This is a genomic window from Rothia sp. HMSC065B04 (genome assembly GCF_001812285.1).
GTDB classification, from domain to species: domain Bacteria; phylum Actinomycetota; class Actinomycetes; order Actinomycetales; family Micrococcaceae; genus Rothia; species Rothia mucilaginosa.
Genome location: NZ_KV808408.1, coordinates 143,391 through 161,474 on the forward strand (window position 1 = coordinate 143,391; position 18,084 = coordinate 161,474).

Sequence of the window (18,084 nt, forward strand, 5' to 3'; positions counted from 1 at the left end):
TACGCCGTGTTGTGTAGCTGCGTTTGCACTTGTCAGCGCACTTCTGTTAGTGCACTTCTGCCAGCGCGAAACGGCGGGGCAGTAGCCTACCTTTCACACTTACCTTTCACACACCGCATATCATCCCTAATCCAGACCCCTAATCCAGACCTTTGAGAGGCCACCATGGGCGTAGCTGATACTACCGCACCCGCTAGCTTCGGGACTGCTTCCGACCTTCGCACCGCCGCGAACCCCTCCGCACAGCACAGCGCTGACAGCCCCTGGCTGCCGCTGACCACTAACGCGCGCGGCATCTATTTTGCCGCCGCGATTGACCCGACGAACCCCTGCTACAACACCGCGGAGGTTCTGCAATGCCCCGCAGACACCGACCTCGCTCTGCTGCGTGAGGCTTTTGAACAGCTCTACCGCGAGAACGAGGGCTTCCGCGTGCGCACCCGCATTGCCGATGGTGCCGCCTCCCAGCAGATTCTGCCGCTTGAGGCGTTCCTCGAGGGTATTGACCTGCTCGTGGACGGAGGCGAACTGGACGGGGGCGAACTGGAGGAGGGCGAGCTGAGCGGTACCGCCGAGGCGGAGGAGAGCGATACTTCCGATCTGCCTGACTCTGATTTGCCCGCGCCGGTGCGCGCCTGGGCGCAGCGTCTGCTCGCCCAGCCCCTCGTCACCGATGAGGGCGTGACCGTGCGCAGCGCCGTGGTGCGTTACGGCGGGTTCCTCTGGGTTTATCATTCCTTCTCCCATGTGGTTGCCGACGGTTTCGCCGCGTTCAACGGCCTCTCCCGCGTCGCCGCTATTTACCGTGCTCTGTCCGCCGGTCAGCCGGTTCCGGCAACCCGCCGCATGAGCCTGCAACAGCTGCTCGACGCCGACGATGCCGCCTCCGCCGCCCGTGAAGAAGACGTCGCCTTCTGGCAGGCGAGCGGCGCCCTGGAACAGGAAGACACCTCACTGGCGGGTCGTGCCGCCTCCCCGTCGGCGCAGTCTGTGCGCCTGGCGTTCAGCATTGACGTACCCACCCAGCAGGCTCTGCTGGATGCCGCAAAGCAGTACGGCGTCTCCTGGCCCGTGCTGGCGACCGCCGCCGTCGGCTCGTACCTGGCGCGTGTAGGCGGCTATGCGCAGGCTTCGTTCGGTGTGCCGCAGATGAACCGCATGTTCGCCCGCACCCTGCCGGAGGCGACCCGCGCCCTGGGCGCGGCAAGCGCGCAGACCGGCTGTACCGCGGTGAACGTGCTGCCGGCGCAGGTTGCGGCGACCGGCCCCATCGCGGAGTCCCTGCACTCGGTGAAGGAACAGTACGCCCGCAACGCCGAGCACCCCCTGGCACGCCAGGAAGACCTCGAGCGCATCGCGCGTAACGCCCAGTCCAGGCTCTTTGGCGCGCAGATTAACGTGGTGCCCTTCGACGCGGTGCTGCCCCTGGCGGCACCTTCCAAGGACGGGTCCGGAGCCCCGGTGCCGACGGCGCGCATCCACAATATCTCTGCCGGTCCCGTTGCTGACGCGACCTTCACCCTGCGCGGCATGCCCGGCCGCGGCAACAGCATCTCCTGCGAGATTGACATGAACCCGGTGCTCTACACCGCCGAGGAGCTGGAACGTCACGCCGCCCGCCTGAGCGAGTGGCTACCCGCCTACGCGGCGGAGACGCAGCGCGAGGACGCCTCCCTGAACAATCTCGGCTTGGCGACCGAGGCGGAGCTTGCGACCCTGCGCGAGCTGACCGCCCCGGCGCTGACCGAGCACCCGCTGGAGTACAAGACCCTGCTGGGTCGCTTCCATGACGCGGTGGCGGCGCATCCGCGGGCGCTCGCCGTGCTGGATTCTGCCCCCGCGCCCGGTGAGGTGCTCACCCCCGAGTCGAATCGCGCCTACGCTTTTGACCGTGCCCTCACCTACGCCGAACTGGACGAGCGCGCCCGCGCGCTAGCCGCGCAGCTGCTGGACTGGGGCGTTCGCCCCGCCGATGCGGTGGGTCTGCGTGTGCACCGCGGTGTGGAGCAGTACGTGGCGCTGTACGCCCTGCTGTACGCTGGCGCCACCTACGTGCCGGTGCTTCCGGATCTGCCCGCTGAGCGTGTGGGCGTGATGATGGAGGACGCCGAGTGCTCCCTGCTTCTGCACGGCCCCGGCCTGCACCCGCTGAACGCGGAAGAGCTGAACCCGCAGGAACCGCAGCGTCACGCGAACCTGCCGCAGCATACTCTGCCCCTACTGAGCGCCGAGGAACCCAACGGGGAACACTCCTCAGCACCCGCCGCAGAGGAGCTTCCGGGCGCGAAAACCGGTCTGGACGAGGACGCTTACGTGCTCTTCACCTCCGGCTCCACGGGCAGGCCTAAGGGCGTTGCCATCAGCCACCGCGCGATTGATAACCGCCTGCGCTGGCAGCAGCACCAGATTCCGGTGGGGGAGGGCGACCGCGTTCTGCACAAGACCCCCATCTCCTTTGACGTGCACGTGTGGGAGCTGTACTGGCCTCTCGCCGAGGGTGCCGCCGTGGTCATTGCCGCGCCGGAGGGTCACCGCGACCCCGCCTACCTGGCGCGAGTGATTGCCGAGCAGTCCGTCACTGCGGTGCACTTTGTGCCGACCATGCTGTCGGCGCTGACCTCTTCGCCGGCGGCGCGCCGCATCCTGGCTGATGCTGGCTTCGGTCAGGATCGAGAGCAGCCCCTGCGCTACGTGGTCTGCTCGGGTGAGGCGCTGCAGAAGGACCAGGTGCAGGCTGCGGGCGAGGTTCTGGGCGTGTACCCGCTGAACCTGTACGGCCCGACCGAGGCGGCGGTGGATGTCACCTTCTGGGAGACGTCCAACGACCCGCAGCGTGAGAGCGTGCCCATTGGCGAGCCGGTCTGGAACACCGGAACCCTGATTCTTGACCCGACCGGCCACCCCGTGCCGGTGGGCGTGACGGGCGAACTGCACCTGTCGGGCGTGCAGCTGGCGCGCGGCTACAAGAACAACCCGCAGGCGACCGCGGCGGCTTTCGTGGAGCAGGCTCCCGCCGGTGCGCTCGTACTGCTGAACGGTGAGAGTCAGCGCCTGTACCGTACGGGCGATTTGGCGTGCTGGGAGATTCTTCCCGATGGCCGTGCCGTCATTGGTTACCGCGGCCGCACGGACTATCAGATTAAGGTGCGCGGTCAGCGCCTGGAGCTGGGCGATATTGAGATGGCTCTTGCAGCGGTTGAGGGCGTGAGCGCTTCGGTGGCTCTGCTGTACCGCGGCCTGCGTGAGCCCGCCCTGGCGGCGGTGCTGGAGGTCGGCGACGTGCCCGCTGAGCGTGCTGAGCAGCTGGTGGAGGCGGCGCGTGAGCATTGTGCGCAGGTTCTGCCGGACTACATGGTGCCGACCCTGTGGCACACCCTGCCTGCTCTGCCGGTGAGCCCCTCCGGTAAGGCGGATCGCAAGCTGTTGGCGTCCCTCGACCTGACCCCTCAGACTTCTGATGCTGAGGGCCCGCACGGCCTGCTGGAGCAGCAGCTGTGCTCGATTATTGCCGGTGTGCTGGGTCGTGAGCGTTTCGGCGTGGATGAGGATTTCTTCGCCTCGGGTGGTCATTCGCTGGCGGCTCTTGAGGTGATTGCCGCGGTTGAGGAGCAGCTGGGTCTGAGCGTGAGCATTGGTGCGCTGTTTGCGCATCCGACAGTGCAGGCTTTGGCGGCGTCCATTGCGGGCGAGCGTGGCGAGGGTGCGGAGTTCGCGCCGGTTCTGCCGCTGCGTGAGCACATTTTGACTCAGCGCGAACACGTTGTGACTCAGCGTGAGCAGCCCGTTGTCCCCGATACTACCGGTGCCCCCGCGCCGCTGTTTATTCTGCCGCCTGCTGGTGGTTTGGGCTGGTGCTATGCGGGGTACCTTTCGCATCTTCCGGCTCAGCAGGGTGTGTATGCTGTGCAGGCTGAGGCGTTCTCTGACCCGAATGCCGGGTTTGCGTCGAGTTTGCAGGAGCTGGCTGAGGGCTACCTGAAGCTGATCGAGAAGACCCTGGCGGAGCGTTCGTTGCCGCGTCGTTTTGCGTTGATGGGCTGGTCTGTGGGCGGTACTGCCGCGGTGCAGGTGGCGGCTCTGGCGCAGGCTGCGGGTGCGCAGGTTGAGCGCGTCATCCTGTTGGATGCGTATCCTTCGGAGCAGTGGCAGGGCGTGCCTGCGCCGGATGAGCAGGAGAGCTTCCGCGCGCTGTTGCGTATGGGCGGTTTGCCGGAGCCTGCCGCCGATGAGCGGCTTGATTTGCCGGGTACGTTGGAGCGTCTGCAGCGGGCGGGTTCGGCGATGGGTTACCTACCGGAGGAGAAGCTGGGCGTGTGCTTGGGTAGTATGCGTGCTTCAGCGGCACTGATGCGTGGTGCTGAGCAGGCGTTCTTTGAAGGGGACGTGTTGCTGGTGGGTGTGCCGCATGAGGATCAGCCGTACCTGGATGCGGAGGGTTGGTCGGCGCATGCGTCGTCGTTCCGTTCGGTGCTGCTGGAGGGTACGCACCCTGACCTGGTGAATCCGACGCGTCTGGCGGAGGTGACCGGCCACTTCGCCGGCTAACCCTCTATAACTGATGTAGCCCGGAGGTAATAGTCGTTACCTCCGGGCTACATCGGTTAAAACATGCATGCGTGTTCTTATCATAAAGAGTATCTTTTAGGTGATTTTAGTCATATAAAAGATTTGTGTAAAAAATTATCGGTACACAAATGGCGCAAAATGCCAAATTTTACAGACCTTATTATACACATACACTCTTAAATTTTGTGACACATGACTCATTTGTTGCTTGAAAAGACTCCTTAATGAGTGCTAGATTGAAGCCACCTCTTAAATATGATTCCGATTACATAGATTGGGATTGTATCTAAGAGAACGACTCGGCATACACCAGGTCTTGAAACGTATCTCACTCATGCAGAAGGATATCCTTCTCAAAACACTAGGAGTTTACGATGAAGCTCTAGAACATTCTCCTAGTAGTCATGACGCTGCAGACCCCCCTGTGTATTGTCTGCACATAGCGGCTTGATCCTTTCGTCATGGGTGCGCTCCCAAACTAGTAGGTATTCCCCCATGCCCGAAGTCCTGCTTGAACTTTGGTTCAGCATAGGGCTTAGCATAGACAACTGATTCCCTAAGCACCCGTATTACTGGGCACTACATGGTGATTATCGCCAGAGCATAACCCAGCTTTCTTTACTACCGCATATTCTTTATCCAATTAAGGAGGGAGAATTATGAACCTCAAGAAATTCTTTCAACCCGCAATGGCTATAACGTTTGCATTCACGTTAGCCTGCACATCCTGTTCTACAGGCCCGCAACTAGAACGTGATGAAACAGCCCAAGCAACTCTAGACTATAAAAACAACCAAATCATTACTCCACTCGAAGAATACAATGACCTTTTAGATGAAAATTCCCAGTATTACACTCGAGCCTTGGAAATTCTCAGGCAGCGCTGTTTCGCAAAACACGGCCAATCCTATGAAATATATATCCCGGATGTAGAAGATAGGAAATTCTTTTCGTCCGGTCGCGAGTTTGGCCTCTGGAACCCCGAATACGCCGCCAAATATGGAAACTACAAGCGAGGGAATGCACCATCATCCGGGGGCTATGACACAAAAATCATGGAACAGTGCATGCCTGAAATCTTAGCCACGTTGAAAGAGATCGCGGGCATCAGCCTCGAAGAGCAAAGTGGCCTCACAGAAGCCTATCGTCGAATCCACGGCGAATCCTATGCAGCTGCCATGAATCATCCTGAATGGAAAAAATACCGTGAAGCATGGTGGAAATGCCTATCGGATAAAGGTCTAACGCCACGAAAAGGCGACGAAGAATGGGGTACAAAAGAACTATCAAATGCAACCCGTGCTAGCGGTGATAATAATGCCCCGGCATCAGAAGAAGAAATTCGACTCAGCGTCATTGAAGCACAATGCAGTAAAGATACAGGAATGGCTCAAGGTCTTGCTAATCTTGTAGCTTCGTATCAAAAACCGCTCATCCGGGATAATGAAACAAAACTAGAAGAACAGCGAAAGCAGCTATCAGAAGTTAATCTCCGATATAAAGAGTGGGTTCTCAAAAACCAATAAATATAATGCCCCCGGTTGATGAATCATCAACCGGGGGCATCGTTTAGCTTCTAACGCAGAACCGGGGTTCTACCGCTAAATGCTTAGTGCTGCTCCAGCTCGGAGTTAGCGTTCACGTTCAGCAGGTCGTACTTAGCGAATGCCTTCGCGGGAACGTCTGCTGCAACCTCGCCGCGCTTTGCCAGCGTCTGCAGGGTGCGGACAACAACCGACTCTGCATCGATGTGGAAGAAGCGACGTGCACCCGGGCGGGTGTCTGCGAAGCCGAAGCCGTCAGCACCCAGGGTTGCGAAGTCGTTCGGAACGAACTGGCGGATCTGGTCGGGAACATCCGAAGCGAAGTCGGTGGTCGCGACGATCGGGCCAGCAGCGCCAGCCAGCTTCTGGGTCACGTAAGGAACGCGAGCGGGCTGGTTCGGGTTCAGCAGAGCCTCTTCCTCAGCGGCAATGCCGTCGCGGCGCAGCTCGGTCCACGAGGTGACAGACCAGAGGTCTGCGGAGACGCCCCAGTCCTCAGCCAGCAGCTGCTGAGCCTTCTCAGCCCACGGAACAGCAACGCCGGATGCCAGCAGCTGTGCCTTGGGGCCGGAGGTCAGCGGGGACTCGCTGATCTTGTGGATACCCTTGATGATGCCCTCAACGTCAACGTTTGCCGGCTCAGCAGGCTGGTGAATCGGCTCGTTGTACACGGTCAGGTAGTACATGACGTTGTGGTCTTCGTCCTTGGTGCCGTACATCTGCTCGATACCGCGCTCCACGATGTGAGCGATCTCGTAGCCGTATGCCGGGTCGTAGATCTTGAACGCCGGGTTAGTGGACGCCAGAATCGGGGAGTGACCGTCAGCGTGCTGCAGACCCTCACCGGACAGGGTGGTACGACCTGCGGTTGCACCGATGACGAAGCCGCGGCACAGCTGGTCGGCAGCAGCCCAGAAGGAGTCGCCGGTGCGCTGGAAGCCGAACATCGAGTAGAAGATGTAGATCGGGATCATCGGCTCGCCGTGGGTGTCGTAGGACGAACCCAGAGCGATGAATGCAGCGGTTGCGCCTGCCTCGTTAATACCCACGTGAACAATCTGGCCCTCGGGGGACTCGGTGTAGGTGAGCATGAGCTGGTGGTCAACGGGCACGTAGTTCTGGCCGTTGGGGTTGTACAGCTTAGCCGAGGGGAAGAAGGAGTCCATACCGAAGGTACGTGCCTCATCGGGGGTGATGGGAGCGATACGGTGACCGAAGCCCTTCACGCGCATGAGGTCCTTCATCAGGCGGACGAACGCCATGGTGGTAGCAGCGGTCTGCTTGCCGGAGCCCTTCTTGGTCTGTGCGTAGACCTTGGACTCGGGCAGGATAATCTCAGGCTGGGTGTTTGCACGGCCGGGGATGTAACCGCCGAGTTCCTTACGGCGTGCCTGCATGTACTGCAGAGCCGGGTGGTTTGCCTCGGGCAGGTAGTACGGCGGGTTGTACAGATCCTTCTCCAGCTCCTCGTCGGAGATGGGGATGTTCAGGTGGTCACGGAAGCCCTTCAGTGCTTCCATGGTGAACTTCTTGATCTGGTGGGTGGAGTTACGTGCCTCGAAGAACGGGCCGAGCTCCGCACCCTTAATGGACTGTGCCAGGATGACGGTGGGCTTGCCCTTGGTCTCCATAGCTTCCTTGTAGGCTGCGTAGATCTTCTTGTCGTCGTGGCCACCCAGACGCAGGTTGAAGATCTGCTCGTCGGTCAGGTCTGCAACCAGTTCCTTGGTCTCGGGGTACTTGCCGAAGAAGTGCTCGCGGATGTAGCCGCCGTCTTCACCGCGGAAGGTCTGGTAGTCACCGTCGAGGGTTTCGTTCATCAGCTGGATGAGCTTGCCGCTCTTGTCCTTCTTGAGCAGCTCGTCGTAGTCGGAGCCCCACAGGACCTTGATGACGTGCCAGCCTGCACCGCGGAAGAATGCCTCGAGCTCCTGAACGATCTTGCCGTTACCGCGAACGGGGCCGTCCAGACGCTGCAGGTTGCAGTTGACGACGAAGGTCAGGTTGTCCAGGTGCTCGTTTGCAGCCAGCTGCAGTGCACCACGCGACTCGGGCTCGTCCATTTCGCCGTCGCCCAGGAATGCCCAGACGTGCTGCTCGGAGGTGTCCTTGATCTTGTGGTTGTGCAGGTACTTGTTGAAGGATGCCTGGTGGATTGCGTTCAGGGGACCCAGACCCATGGAAACGGTCGGGAACTGCCAGAACTCGGGCATGCAACGGGGGTGCGGGTACGAAGGAATACCGTCTGCGCCCTTGGTCTTCTCCTGACGGAAGCCGTCCATCTGGTCTTCGCTCAGGACGCCCTCAACGAATGCGCGGGAGTAGACACCGGGGGAGGAATGACCCTGGAAGAAGACCTGGTCACCGCCACCGGGGTGGTTACGGCCGCGGAAGAAGTGGTTCTGGCCCATTTCGTAGAGGTCAGCCACACCTGCGAAGGTGGAGATGTGACCGCCAACGCCGATACCCTTCTTCTGGGCACGCTGAACCATAATTGCTGCGTTCCAACGAATCCATGCGCGGTACTGGCGCTCGAGTTCCTCATCACCGGGGTACTCGGGCTGCTGGTCGACGGGGATGGTGTTGATGTAGTCGGTCTTGACCAGAGTCGGGACCTTAACGCCCTTCTCGCCAGCTTCCTTGAGCAGTGCGCGAAGGATGTACTCTGCACGCTCGGTGCCGTGAGTCTTGATAAGGTCCTCGAGGGACTCAGCCCATTCCTGGGTCTCTTCTACGTCGATGTCCTTGAAGCCATCGAGAAGGGTGCTCAGGGAGTGCTCGTTCGGTACGTTAGCCAAACTAATCCAACCTCTCTTCTGTGCGGTTGTGAGATCGCCCGCCGCGCGTTGTTGCGTTGTCGAACAATCTTTGTGTTTAAGCGCTATAGGTCTGTAAGACCCACTTCGCTTCTTATCTCTACTATCTTAGACCTAAAGGTGCCTCTCTTGGTCTCAAATGGGGGTTTTTGTGATGTGGGTTTCGCATTGTGACTATCTGAGTGGAAAAAATGCGCATCAAAAGTACTAGTTAGGGTCTTTTTGCACCTAAATGGCGCGGAATGGCGGGGTTGGCGGAATGGCGCGGAATGAGAGGGTGTGGCTTGTTTCTGAGGGGGAGGGTAGCTGTGGCTTGGTGTGGCTTGATGTTGGGTGCGGTGGGAAAATGAAAAAAATATTGAGACATAGAACACGTGTTCTGGATTTGCGTGGCACCTCAAAAGCCCGTATAGTTGTTTCTTGTGTTCGTCACTGGAATGGAAACGAAACAGTGAGAACTACGGGTCTTTAGCTCAGCTGGTAGAGCGCCACGTTTACACCGTGGATGTCATCGGTTCGATCCCGGTAGGACCCACCGATTACCCCGGTACCGCACGGTACCGGGGTTTTTGTTTACCCTCAGCGGTTTACCCACCCGGGCCGTATTCCCCCGCGAGTATCCCGATGCGTGTCCCGGTGCATTTCTCCAAGAGTGAGAAGAACAGTCCATCAGGGTATAAAAGTACACTCTACCTGTATATAGCCTGTCCTCAGCGCGTATCCTTATATACATGACTGAAAACAAGAAGGCACAGATTGGTGTCACCGGCCTTGCTGTCATGGGCGCAAACCTCGCCCGCAACCTGGCACGTAACGGCTACACCGTGGCACTGCACAACCGTTCCGTAGAGAAGACCGACGCACTGCTGGCTGAGCACGGCGCAGACGGCGACTTCATCCGTACCGAGTCCCTGCAGGAACTCGTCGACTCCCTCGAGTCTCCCCGCCGCATCCTGATTATGGTCAAGGCGGGCGCACCCGTCGACGCAGTGATCGAGCAGCTCACCCCCATGCTCGACGAGGGTGACATCATCATCGACGGCGGTAACTCCCACTTCCCCGACACCATCCGTCGCGAGCACGCCCTGGCTGAAAAGGGCCTGCACTTCGTAGGCGTTGGCGTTTCCGGCGGCGAAGAGGGCGCTCTCTGGGGCCCCTCCATGATGCCCGGCGGCTCCGCAGAGTCCTACAAGCACCTGGGCCCGCTGCTCGAAAAGATCGCAGCGAAGGCACCTCAGGACGGCGCACCCTGCTGCGCATGGATCTCCACCGACGGTGCGGGTCACTTCGTGAAGATGGTCCACAACGGCATCGAGTACGCCGACATGCAGGTGATCGGCGAAGCGTACGACATTCTGCGCTCCATCGCAGGCATTGAGCCGGCACAGCAGGCAGAAATCTTCAAGACCTGGAACGAAGGCGACCTGAGCTCCTACCTGATCGAAATCACCGCTGAGGTGCTCGCACAGGTAGACGCAAAGACCGGCAAGCCCCTGGTCGACGTTATCGTTGACGCAGCGGGCCAGAAGGGTACCGGCCTGTGGACCGCTAAGGCTGGCCTGGACCTCGGTTCCCCCGTCTCCGCTATCGCAGAGTCCGTGTTCGCACGCGCCCTCTCCTCCTCCGAGCGTGAGCAGCGAGAGCAAGCACAGCGCGAACTGCCCGCAGGTCTGATCGCAACCACCGGCATCGGTGCAGGCGACCCCGAGTTCGTTGAGGATGTGCGCCGCGCACTCTTCGCATCCAAGCTCGTTGCGTACGCACAGGGCATGGACCTGCTCACCCGCGCAGGCAAGGAATACGGTTGGGACCTGAAGCTGGACACCATCGCATCGCTGTGGCGTGCAGGCTGCATTATCCGCGCCGAGCTGCTGGGCGACATCATGGCTGCCTACGCAGGCGAAGCACCCGCGAACATGCTGCTGGCACCCGCCTTCAAGAACCTCATGGAGGAGCTCGTTCCTTCCTGGCGTCGCGTGGTGGCTAAGGCAACCGCACTGGGCATCCCCGTGCCGGTGTTCGCATCCGCACTGTCCTACTACGACGGCCTGCGCCGCGACCGCCTGCCCGCATCCCTGATTCAGGGTCAGCGTGACTTCTTCGGTGCACACACCTACGGTCGTATTGACGAAGAGGGCGCATTCCACACCATGTGGAGCGGTGACCGTTCCGAGGTGAACGCAGCGGACATTCACGTTCACTAAGCTCACGTAGCTGAATACGTCAAAGCCCGCCTTCGGCTGGATGAGAATCCGGTCGAAGGCGGGCTTTCGTTATGTCTTGATGGGGCACCCCCCGAGATGCCTCAGGGGCATATAGCAGGAGAGAAGACCTGCAGCCCCTAGAGCCTAGAGCCTCGTGAGGAGCCGCCAGGTGCGCCTCTACCGCCTCAAAACGCTTGCCAAGCCTAAATCCACATGGCGGGGTCAATGTACTCCACAGCGTCCACCAGGGGCTTCTTCTTCTCCGGGGTGCGCGGGCGGTGCTTCGCCGGAATGCCGGTAATAATCGAATCGGCGGGGTGATCATTGACGACCACGGCGTTCGCGCCAATAGCGCTATCGGCACCAATAACCACCGGACCCAGCACCTTAGCACCTGCACCGATGGTCACACGGTCACCAATGGTGGGGTGACGCTTCACCTTCTCCAGGGAGCGACCGCCCAGGGTCACACCGTGGTACAGCATCACGTCGTCACCAACCTCAGCAGTCTCACCAATGACAATGCCCATGCCGTGATCAATGAAGAAACGGCGGCCAATGGTCGCACCGGGGTGAATCTCCACACCGGTCAGAAAACGAGCAAACTGCGAGAGAGTACGAGCCAGAGCCTTCGTCTCATCCTTCTGCCAGAGCTTATGGGTCAGACGGTGAACCCAAATGGCGTGCATACCCGAATAGTTCAGCGCAATCTCGACAGCGCCGCGCGCAGCAGGGTCGTGCTGGCGGACGTTCTCAATATCTTCACGTAGACGCGCAATAAAACTCATGGGTTCCCTTTCCCTCATCGGTCGCGCTCTGTGTATGCGACCTTTCCAAAGGTACCAACAACGGTGCTCATTCACCTATTCCCGAACTCTGTCGTCGTCATAGTGAGTGCTCTCTTTAACATCTCGGTCACAATTGCGTGCGGAACGTAATATTCGGGCTCGGGTGGGTCTCAGCGGGGGAGCATCGCGAGAAAACGCAAACGCTCCGCCCCGGCATGCAACCGGGACGGAGCGTCGAACACTGCGTACTGTTCTAGATGGCGGCCTCACGGGGAGGGGTGCCGAAGACCGGGGCCTATTAGCCGCGGATATCCTCGTACAGAGCGGTAGAGATGTAACGCTCACCGAAGTCGGGAACGATAGCCACAATCAGCTTGTCCTTGTTCTCAGACTTCTTAGCCTCCTCCAGAGCAGCCCACACAGCCGCACCGGAAGAAATACCGCCCAGAATACCTTCCTGGGTAGCCAGCAGGCGGGAGGTGCGCATAGCGTCCTCAGCGCTGACCGGAGTCACCGAATCGTAGATGCCGCGGTCCAGGGTGTCGGGAACGAAGTTAGCGCCCAGGCCCTGAATCTTGTGGGGACCAACGCGACCCTCGGAGAGCAGCGGGGAGTCCTTCGGCTCAACCGCAACAACCTTAACGTTCGGGTTCTGCTCCTTCAGGTACTTACCGGTACCGGAGATGGTGCCGCCGGTGCCAATACCCGCCACGAAAATGTCGACCTTACCGTCGGTTGCTTCCCAAATCTCGGGGCCGGTGGTGTTGTAGTGAATGGTGGGGTTCGCCTCGTTGGAGAACTGGGACGCCAGGATAGCGTTCTCGGTGGTCGCAACGATTTCCTTAGCCTTCTCCACAGCGCCGCGCATACCCTCGGTACCCGGGGTCAACACAATCTGAGCACCGTAAGCGCGCAGCAGCACGCGACGCTCAGCAGACATGGTCTCCGGCATGGTCAGGATGACGCGGTAACCGCGAGCAGCACCCACCATAGCCAGCGCAATACCGGTGTTACCGGAAGTGCCCTCAACAATGGTGCCGCCGGGCTTCAGCGCACCCGACTTCTCAGCAGCGTCAATGATGGCGCGACCGATACGGTCCTTAACCGAACCAGCGGGGTTGTAGAACTCAAGCTTGACCGCTACGTTACCGGGAAGACCCTCGTCCAGTCGGTTCAGCTTAACCAGGGGGGTCTGGCCGGTTGCTTCAACAATGCTGTTGAGAATCTTTGCCATGGGGTGCTCCTTCATGAGCTTGGGGGGAGGCCAGCCGCGATGGGGTCTCCGCAATGAATAATCGGTTACGTGGCAACTCTACTACTCACCGGCGGCAGGTTTAAACCTGCGGTCACAGTTCGTAATAATGCCAGAGAAAAACCTCAAGGAACGAGGTTCAGAAAGAGGGTACAGAAAAGCGCCGCACAAACCCTTTCTCGACAAAGGATGATGAATGTGCGGCGCTCTCTAGAAACATTATGTAGCCCAAAAGACAACCTCTGTATATAAGAGTAGTGGTGAACTCCGTTCACCGCAAGCTGGAGCCACAAATTTTATTGCCATCAATGGAAAAAACAGTAGAAAACCGCATCCTGAGACGGCACAACGCTAAAAGCGGGGGAGAAAACCAGCCTCAGAGGACTAGTTGATGTCCATGTGAAGATCCCACTTGTTGTTCAGGTAGCGGCCAACAGCCTCACCGAACATCTTCACGTGACGCTTATCAGCCGCCACGGTCTGCTCCTTGCCGTCCTTGAACAGCTTCTCACCCAGGTCCACGTTCAACGTCACGGTCCAGTTGTACGCGCCCTGAGCCAGAACCGGCTGCTTAGTACCAATAGTCAGGGTAGCGGTCGGGTTCACGTACCAGGTCTTCTTCTCATCAATACCGGCCTTGGTGGAGTCCGCGTACTTCTTCATCGCCGCCAGGGTCTCCTGGTCGGTGCTGACCTCGTTCATGTAGTGCATATCGCCGGTACGCAGCAGGTACTCAAACGCCGCACCGAAGTACGCCAGAGCCGCCGCGAAGCCAGCCACCGAATTCTGGTGCATAGCCTCCGGAACAATCGGGGACGGCACGTTCTGCGGCGGGTGCTCAGCATTACCCGGCTGGTACTCGCCGTGATCCTCCATCTTCTCCAGCTTCGCTACGCCACTGTAATCCTTATTGTCGTTAGGCAGCGGAGAGTTCGTTGCAGTAGCCGAAGCCGAAGCAGAAGCGGAAGGGGAAGCAGACGCCGATGCAGAAGCAGAGGGCGAAGCGGTAGCAGACTCAGAAGCAGCAGCAGAAGCGCTCTCAGAGCCAGAAGCGGAAGCAGACGCCTCAGAAGTAGCCTTAGAGCCACAAGCCGCCAGCAAAGCCATGGAGCTGACGCCCAGTACGCCCAGCGCCGCGCGGCGGGTCAGGTTCTCGGACATAGTGATACCTTTCAGTCAGTCGGTGATTGCAACCAGTTTAGCCGCAAACCCAACAGGATACAGAGTTGAGTGGACGAAGCGTGAGAAGCGCCTCGCAGATAAAAGCGTTATGACGAACTATGACGCCGCGGAAGTGGCGGACGCCTCAGTGGAAGCTTCAGCAGAAGCGGGGGCAGAAGCAGAAGCCGAACCAGATGCCGCGCCGGACGCCGCCGCGCTCGCGGTGGAAGCGCCGCCCTGGAGCGTCGCACCGTACGCCACGCTCAGCTCCCACATCTTAGAATCAGCGTGGTAGCGACCGCGGAAATCGCACTCCTGAACCGTTACCCGAGAAGCCGGACCCGCCGCAGTAGCAGTAGCAGAAGCCGAAGCAGTGGGGGACGCCGCATCAGACACCAGCGCATCCTCGGACGGCTCAGTAGGCTCAGCAGAAGTACTCGCGGAGGCGACCACCGGCTGGATCTTGCCCTCAGCCACCGCCTCCGCACCGAAGTCCAGAGTGTACTTGCCCTTAAACAGCAGGTTGCCATCGCTCATAATGGACGGTTGCGCACTCGAAAGCGCATAGGAAGCCGACGGATTCACATACCAGGAACCCTTCTCCACACCCGCAAGAATAGAAGCCGACAGAGCATCCACCTCAGAGCGAGTCTTCGACGACAGCTGAATACCGGTCGAGAACGCATCCGTGCTACCGGTCTTCACCAGATAATCCATAGCCGCCGCAAAATAGGCAATCGCCTCATGAAAACCCGTCACCGTATTCAACGAGAGAGTATCAGTCACCTTCGGCTTCGGAGCATTACGCGGCGGATGATCCACCGTACCCTGCTCATAATTCACCGCACCCTCATAGTGGGTGTACTCCACCAGACCCGAATAGTTCTTACCATCATCGCTGTACCCATTCGGGTTAGCGCTCGACTTCGAACCATTCAGGCTACCACCCTGAGAACCCGACTGCTGGCTAGAGCTACCCGAGCCGCACGCGCTCAACAGCGCCGCAGAACCCGCAACAGCAGATGCGCCCAAGCCCAGGCGCAGCAGGGAGCGGCGAGAGAAAGACTGAGAAAAAGAAGACATAAGAGAAAAACCTTGAATCCAGGAAAGCTCGTTACTACCAGAGTAAAACAGATCATGCCCTAACCCGAGTGCGAGTTAGGGCATGATGCCTCATCCATCTGAGGGCTTAAAGGTTGTCACCATTAGAATTGCCGCCATTACCGGAGTTGCCGGAATTGCCAGCATTACCCCCATTAGCGGCACCACCATTAGCGCCACCATTCTGCGGCTGAGCCGACGCTTGAGCCTCGTACTCATCCTGAATAGTCAAAGTCCAGTCATTATCGTGGCGCACACCGGTAATCACCAAGCCGCGCTCAGTACGGCGCACCTTCTCAGACATCTCCGCAGGAGCACCGTCAATCACCACGGTCGGACCCAAATCAATCACCAGATCAAAGGTCCACTGCACGCTCTTCTTCACCAGCGCAGGAACCGCAGTGAACGCAGACATGGTCACCTTCGGCGACACAAACCAATCACGATTCTGCGAGCTCTCATTCGACTCATCCATAAACGACGAGAACGAAGCAACGAACTTCTCATCAGCCTTCGACTCACGCAGCGGAGCCGCATCACCGGTCAGCACCAGGTAGTTAATCGCCGCATACACGAATGCAATCGAATCGTACAGACCCTGCACCGAGTTTTCCGAAGCGCTCGCCGGGCGCTTGGGGAACGGCACGTTCTGAGCGGGCGCAGACTCGGTCGCCGGAACGAAAGTACCCTTCTTCTCATAGTTGTCGAAGGTGACCTCGCCGCTAAAATCAGTACGCGCAGAAGCCGAAGGGGAAATCTGAGGGGTATCCGCATCAGCGTTTTCGCTGGTGGACGAAGAACCACCGCACGCAACCAGTAGGGCGCTCAAAGACACGCCCGCAACGCCCGCACCCGCGTAACGCAGAGCAGAACGGCGGCTGATGCCGGTAGTGGAACTGGGAAGCCCGGAGGTCATGGGGAAAAGCGCCACGGAGTACCTTTCGAGTGAGAATCTCAGGTGAGAGACGAGTGAGAGTGCGCCTCGACGAGCGGATATCACACGCGGACATCCCTCTAGAGACAGTCCTAAGTATAACGCGCCCCCGCCTTCACACCCGTGCGTACCAGCGCTCAAAGGAGCGTGATATGCCGCCCATCAGCGAACTTACCGCAGCCAGTGAACTCAGTGGAACCAGCGGGAGCATCGCACCAGATGGGGTGAAAGAGGGGACGCGTTCATCGTCTATAGGGGGAGGGGCTACTGGGCGCCCTCACCGGGGACACCACCGGGAACACCGGCAGGTGCCTCAGCGCCGCCAGCTGCACCGCCCGCATCGGGGGCACCGGGCGCTACGGTCGGCTGAGCCGTCGCAGCTGCAGGCTGAGTCGCCACGGGCTGCGCGGGAGCGGTAGCCGCAGGCGCCTGGGTAGCGGCAGGCTGAGGAGCCTGAGCCGCGCCACCCTGACCGGTGCCGGTCTGTGCGCCACCATTCTGGGAACCAGTGTACTGACGGGAACCGCCCTGACCTGCACCATTCTGGGCGGCAGGAGCCTGCGCACCACCGTTCTGCGCGGCACCATTCTGAGCAGTGCCCTGAGCCGCGCCGTTACCCGAAGTATTCGCGCCGGCATTCGCACCAGCATTAGCCGCCACAGTGCTGTCATCAGTCACCGTCGGGGTATAGGTCGAGGAAGGATGCGCGCGCGGAGTCTGAGTCGGCTTCGGAGCCAACGCAGGATCGTACTGCTGAGGCGAAATCACGACCCAGCGCTTCGCCTCCTCATCGTACTCAGCGTACAGAGCCTTAATCTCCGGGGCCTCAGTGTCCTCCAGAGGCTTGGTCGTATTAGTCGCCTTCTCAACCCGCATGCCGTGTGCCTGAGTCACGGTGCACGCCCACGAATACTTCGTGCCGCGGGTCGTCGGCTGCTTATCGGTCAGACGGAACGTCCACTCGCCGCCCACCAGCCAGTTCGTACCGGTCGCGTAGAACACGCGCAGCTTCTCCAGCGCCGCACGGTCGGTAGAGTTCTGCGCCTGAACCACCTGCAGAGCAGGACCCGGGTCACCGGTCATGCGGGCATAGTTCACCGCCGCCGCAAAATACGCGAAAGTGGCGCGCAGACCGCGGGCGTTCTTGTCGTACATGCTCTCATCCTCAATCGGGATGGGCACGGCACTCGCCTTAGAATCAACGCTTGCCGGGCCGGCAGTCGGCTCAATCGTGTACACCTGACCGGTTTCCGGGTCGGTGCTGCTCATCGGGGCCGCACCGTTGCCCGCAATGTACTTAGTCCACTTCAGCTCGCCCGACAGATTGTCGTAGGCACCCGCAATCGAAGCGGAAGCAGTGGGGGAGGCAGTCGCCTCCTCAGTCTTTTTGGAACCGCAAGCGGCAAGCATCGCACCCAGGGCGGCGGTGCCCGTAAGCGCAATAAAGTGGCGGCGGCTGTGAATCATAGTGATCCCCTTGAATGTGCTGTGATGCGGAAGTATCGGTGATAAGTGAAGAGCTCACGCTCCAATTCTCAGCCTAACATCACGCCCCTACAGGAGGGCGCGAAGCAGTCACCCGCAGGGCGAGTAGACGCGTATTGAGGCAAAAATGGGCGGACCTCATCTAGCCCTAGCCTATAGATTTCACGCGTGGCACACAAATAAAAGCCCTCATCCGTGCCTCATATCACCCAATATGACGGGTTCTTTGAGGC

General features: G+C 59.8%; 10 protein-coding genes and 1 tRNA gene. 4 read left to right on the plus strand and 7 right to left on the minus strand.

All coding sequences use genetic code 11. The features are described 5' to 3' along the window. The first annotated feature begins 165 nt into the window (after nt 1–165). Entirely contained in the window at nt 166–4,545 is a 4,380-nt protein-coding gene (locus HMPREF2845_RS04025; protein WP_210394522.1) for a non-ribosomal peptide synthetase, read from the plus strand. A gap of 680 nt (nt 4,546–5,225) precedes the next feature. Beyond that, nucleotides 5,226–6,092 carry a hypothetical protein gene (locus tag HMPREF2845_RS04030; RefSeq protein ID WP_070615994.1) on the plus strand — a complete coding sequence of 289 codons (867 nt, stop codon included), beginning with the start codon at nt 5,226–5,228 and terminating at the stop codon, nt 6,090–6,092. Nucleotides 6,093–6,175: 83 nt separating this feature from the next. On the opposite strand, the gene aceE is transcribed toward HMPREF2845_RS04030, so the two are convergent. Next, the gene (gene aceE, locus HMPREF2845_RS04035; protein WP_070633951.1) at nt 6,176–8,908 is read right to left on the minus strand and encodes a pyruvate dehydrogenase (acetyl-transferring), homodimeric type; all 2,733 of its coding nucleotides are present in this window, start codon (nt 8,906–8,908) and stop codon (nt 6,176–6,178) included. Nucleotides 8,909–9,388: 480 nt separating this feature from the next. Between aceE and HMPREF2845_RS04040 the strand changes: the two genes are divergently transcribed. Together HMPREF2845_RS04040 and gndA are read left to right on the plus strand one after the other, a co-directional pair. Next, nucleotides 9,389–9,461 (plus strand) — tRNA-Val (locus HMPREF2845_RS04040). A gap of 196 nt (nt 9,462–9,657) precedes the next feature. Next, entirely contained in the window at nt 9,658–11,130 is a 1,473-nt protein-coding gene (gene gndA, locus HMPREF2845_RS04045; RefSeq protein WP_005505596.1) for an NADP-dependent phosphogluconate dehydrogenase, read from the plus strand. Between the two features lie 203 nt (nt 11,131–11,333). On the opposite strand, the gene epsC is transcribed toward gndA, so the two are convergent. The 6 genes from epsC to HMPREF2845_RS04075 form a co-directional block, all read right to left on the minus strand. After that, the gene (gene epsC / locus HMPREF2845_RS04050; protein WP_005507433.1) at nt 11,334–11,918 is read right to left on the minus strand and encodes a serine O-acetyltransferase EpsC; all 585 of its coding nucleotides are present in this window, start codon (nt 11,916–11,918) and stop codon (nt 11,334–11,336) included. A gap of 298 nt (nt 11,919–12,216) precedes the next feature. After that, a complete protein-coding gene (gene cysK / locus HMPREF2845_RS04055) occupies nt 12,217–13,152 on the minus strand; it encodes a cysteine synthase A (protein WP_005505601.1) in 936 nt (311 codons plus the stop codon). Nucleotides 13,153–13,554: 402 nt separating this feature from the next. Continuing rightward, entirely contained in the window at nt 13,555–14,331 is a 777-nt protein-coding gene (locus HMPREF2845_RS04060; protein ID WP_012903318.1) for a DUF6318 family protein, read from the minus strand. 117 nt (nt 14,332–14,448) lie between these two features. Beyond that, a complete protein-coding gene (locus tag HMPREF2845_RS04065) occupies nt 14,449–15,414 on the minus strand; it encodes a DUF6318 family protein (protein WP_070633952.1) in 966 nt (321 codons plus the stop codon). A gap of 106 nt (nt 15,415–15,520) precedes the next feature. Continuing rightward, nucleotides 15,521–16,363 (minus strand): DUF6318 family protein, encoded by an 843-nt coding sequence (locus HMPREF2845_RS04070; protein WP_070633953.1) that lies wholly within the window; start codon nt 16,361–16,363, stop codon nt 15,521–15,523. Between the two features lie 267 nt (nt 16,364–16,630). Then, on the minus strand, nt 16,631–17,833 hold the full coding sequence (locus HMPREF2845_RS04075; RefSeq protein WP_070633954.1) for a DUF6318 family protein: 1,203 nt from the start codon (nt 17,831–17,833) through the stop codon (nt 16,631–16,633). Nucleotides 17,834–18,084 lie beyond the last annotated feature (251 nt).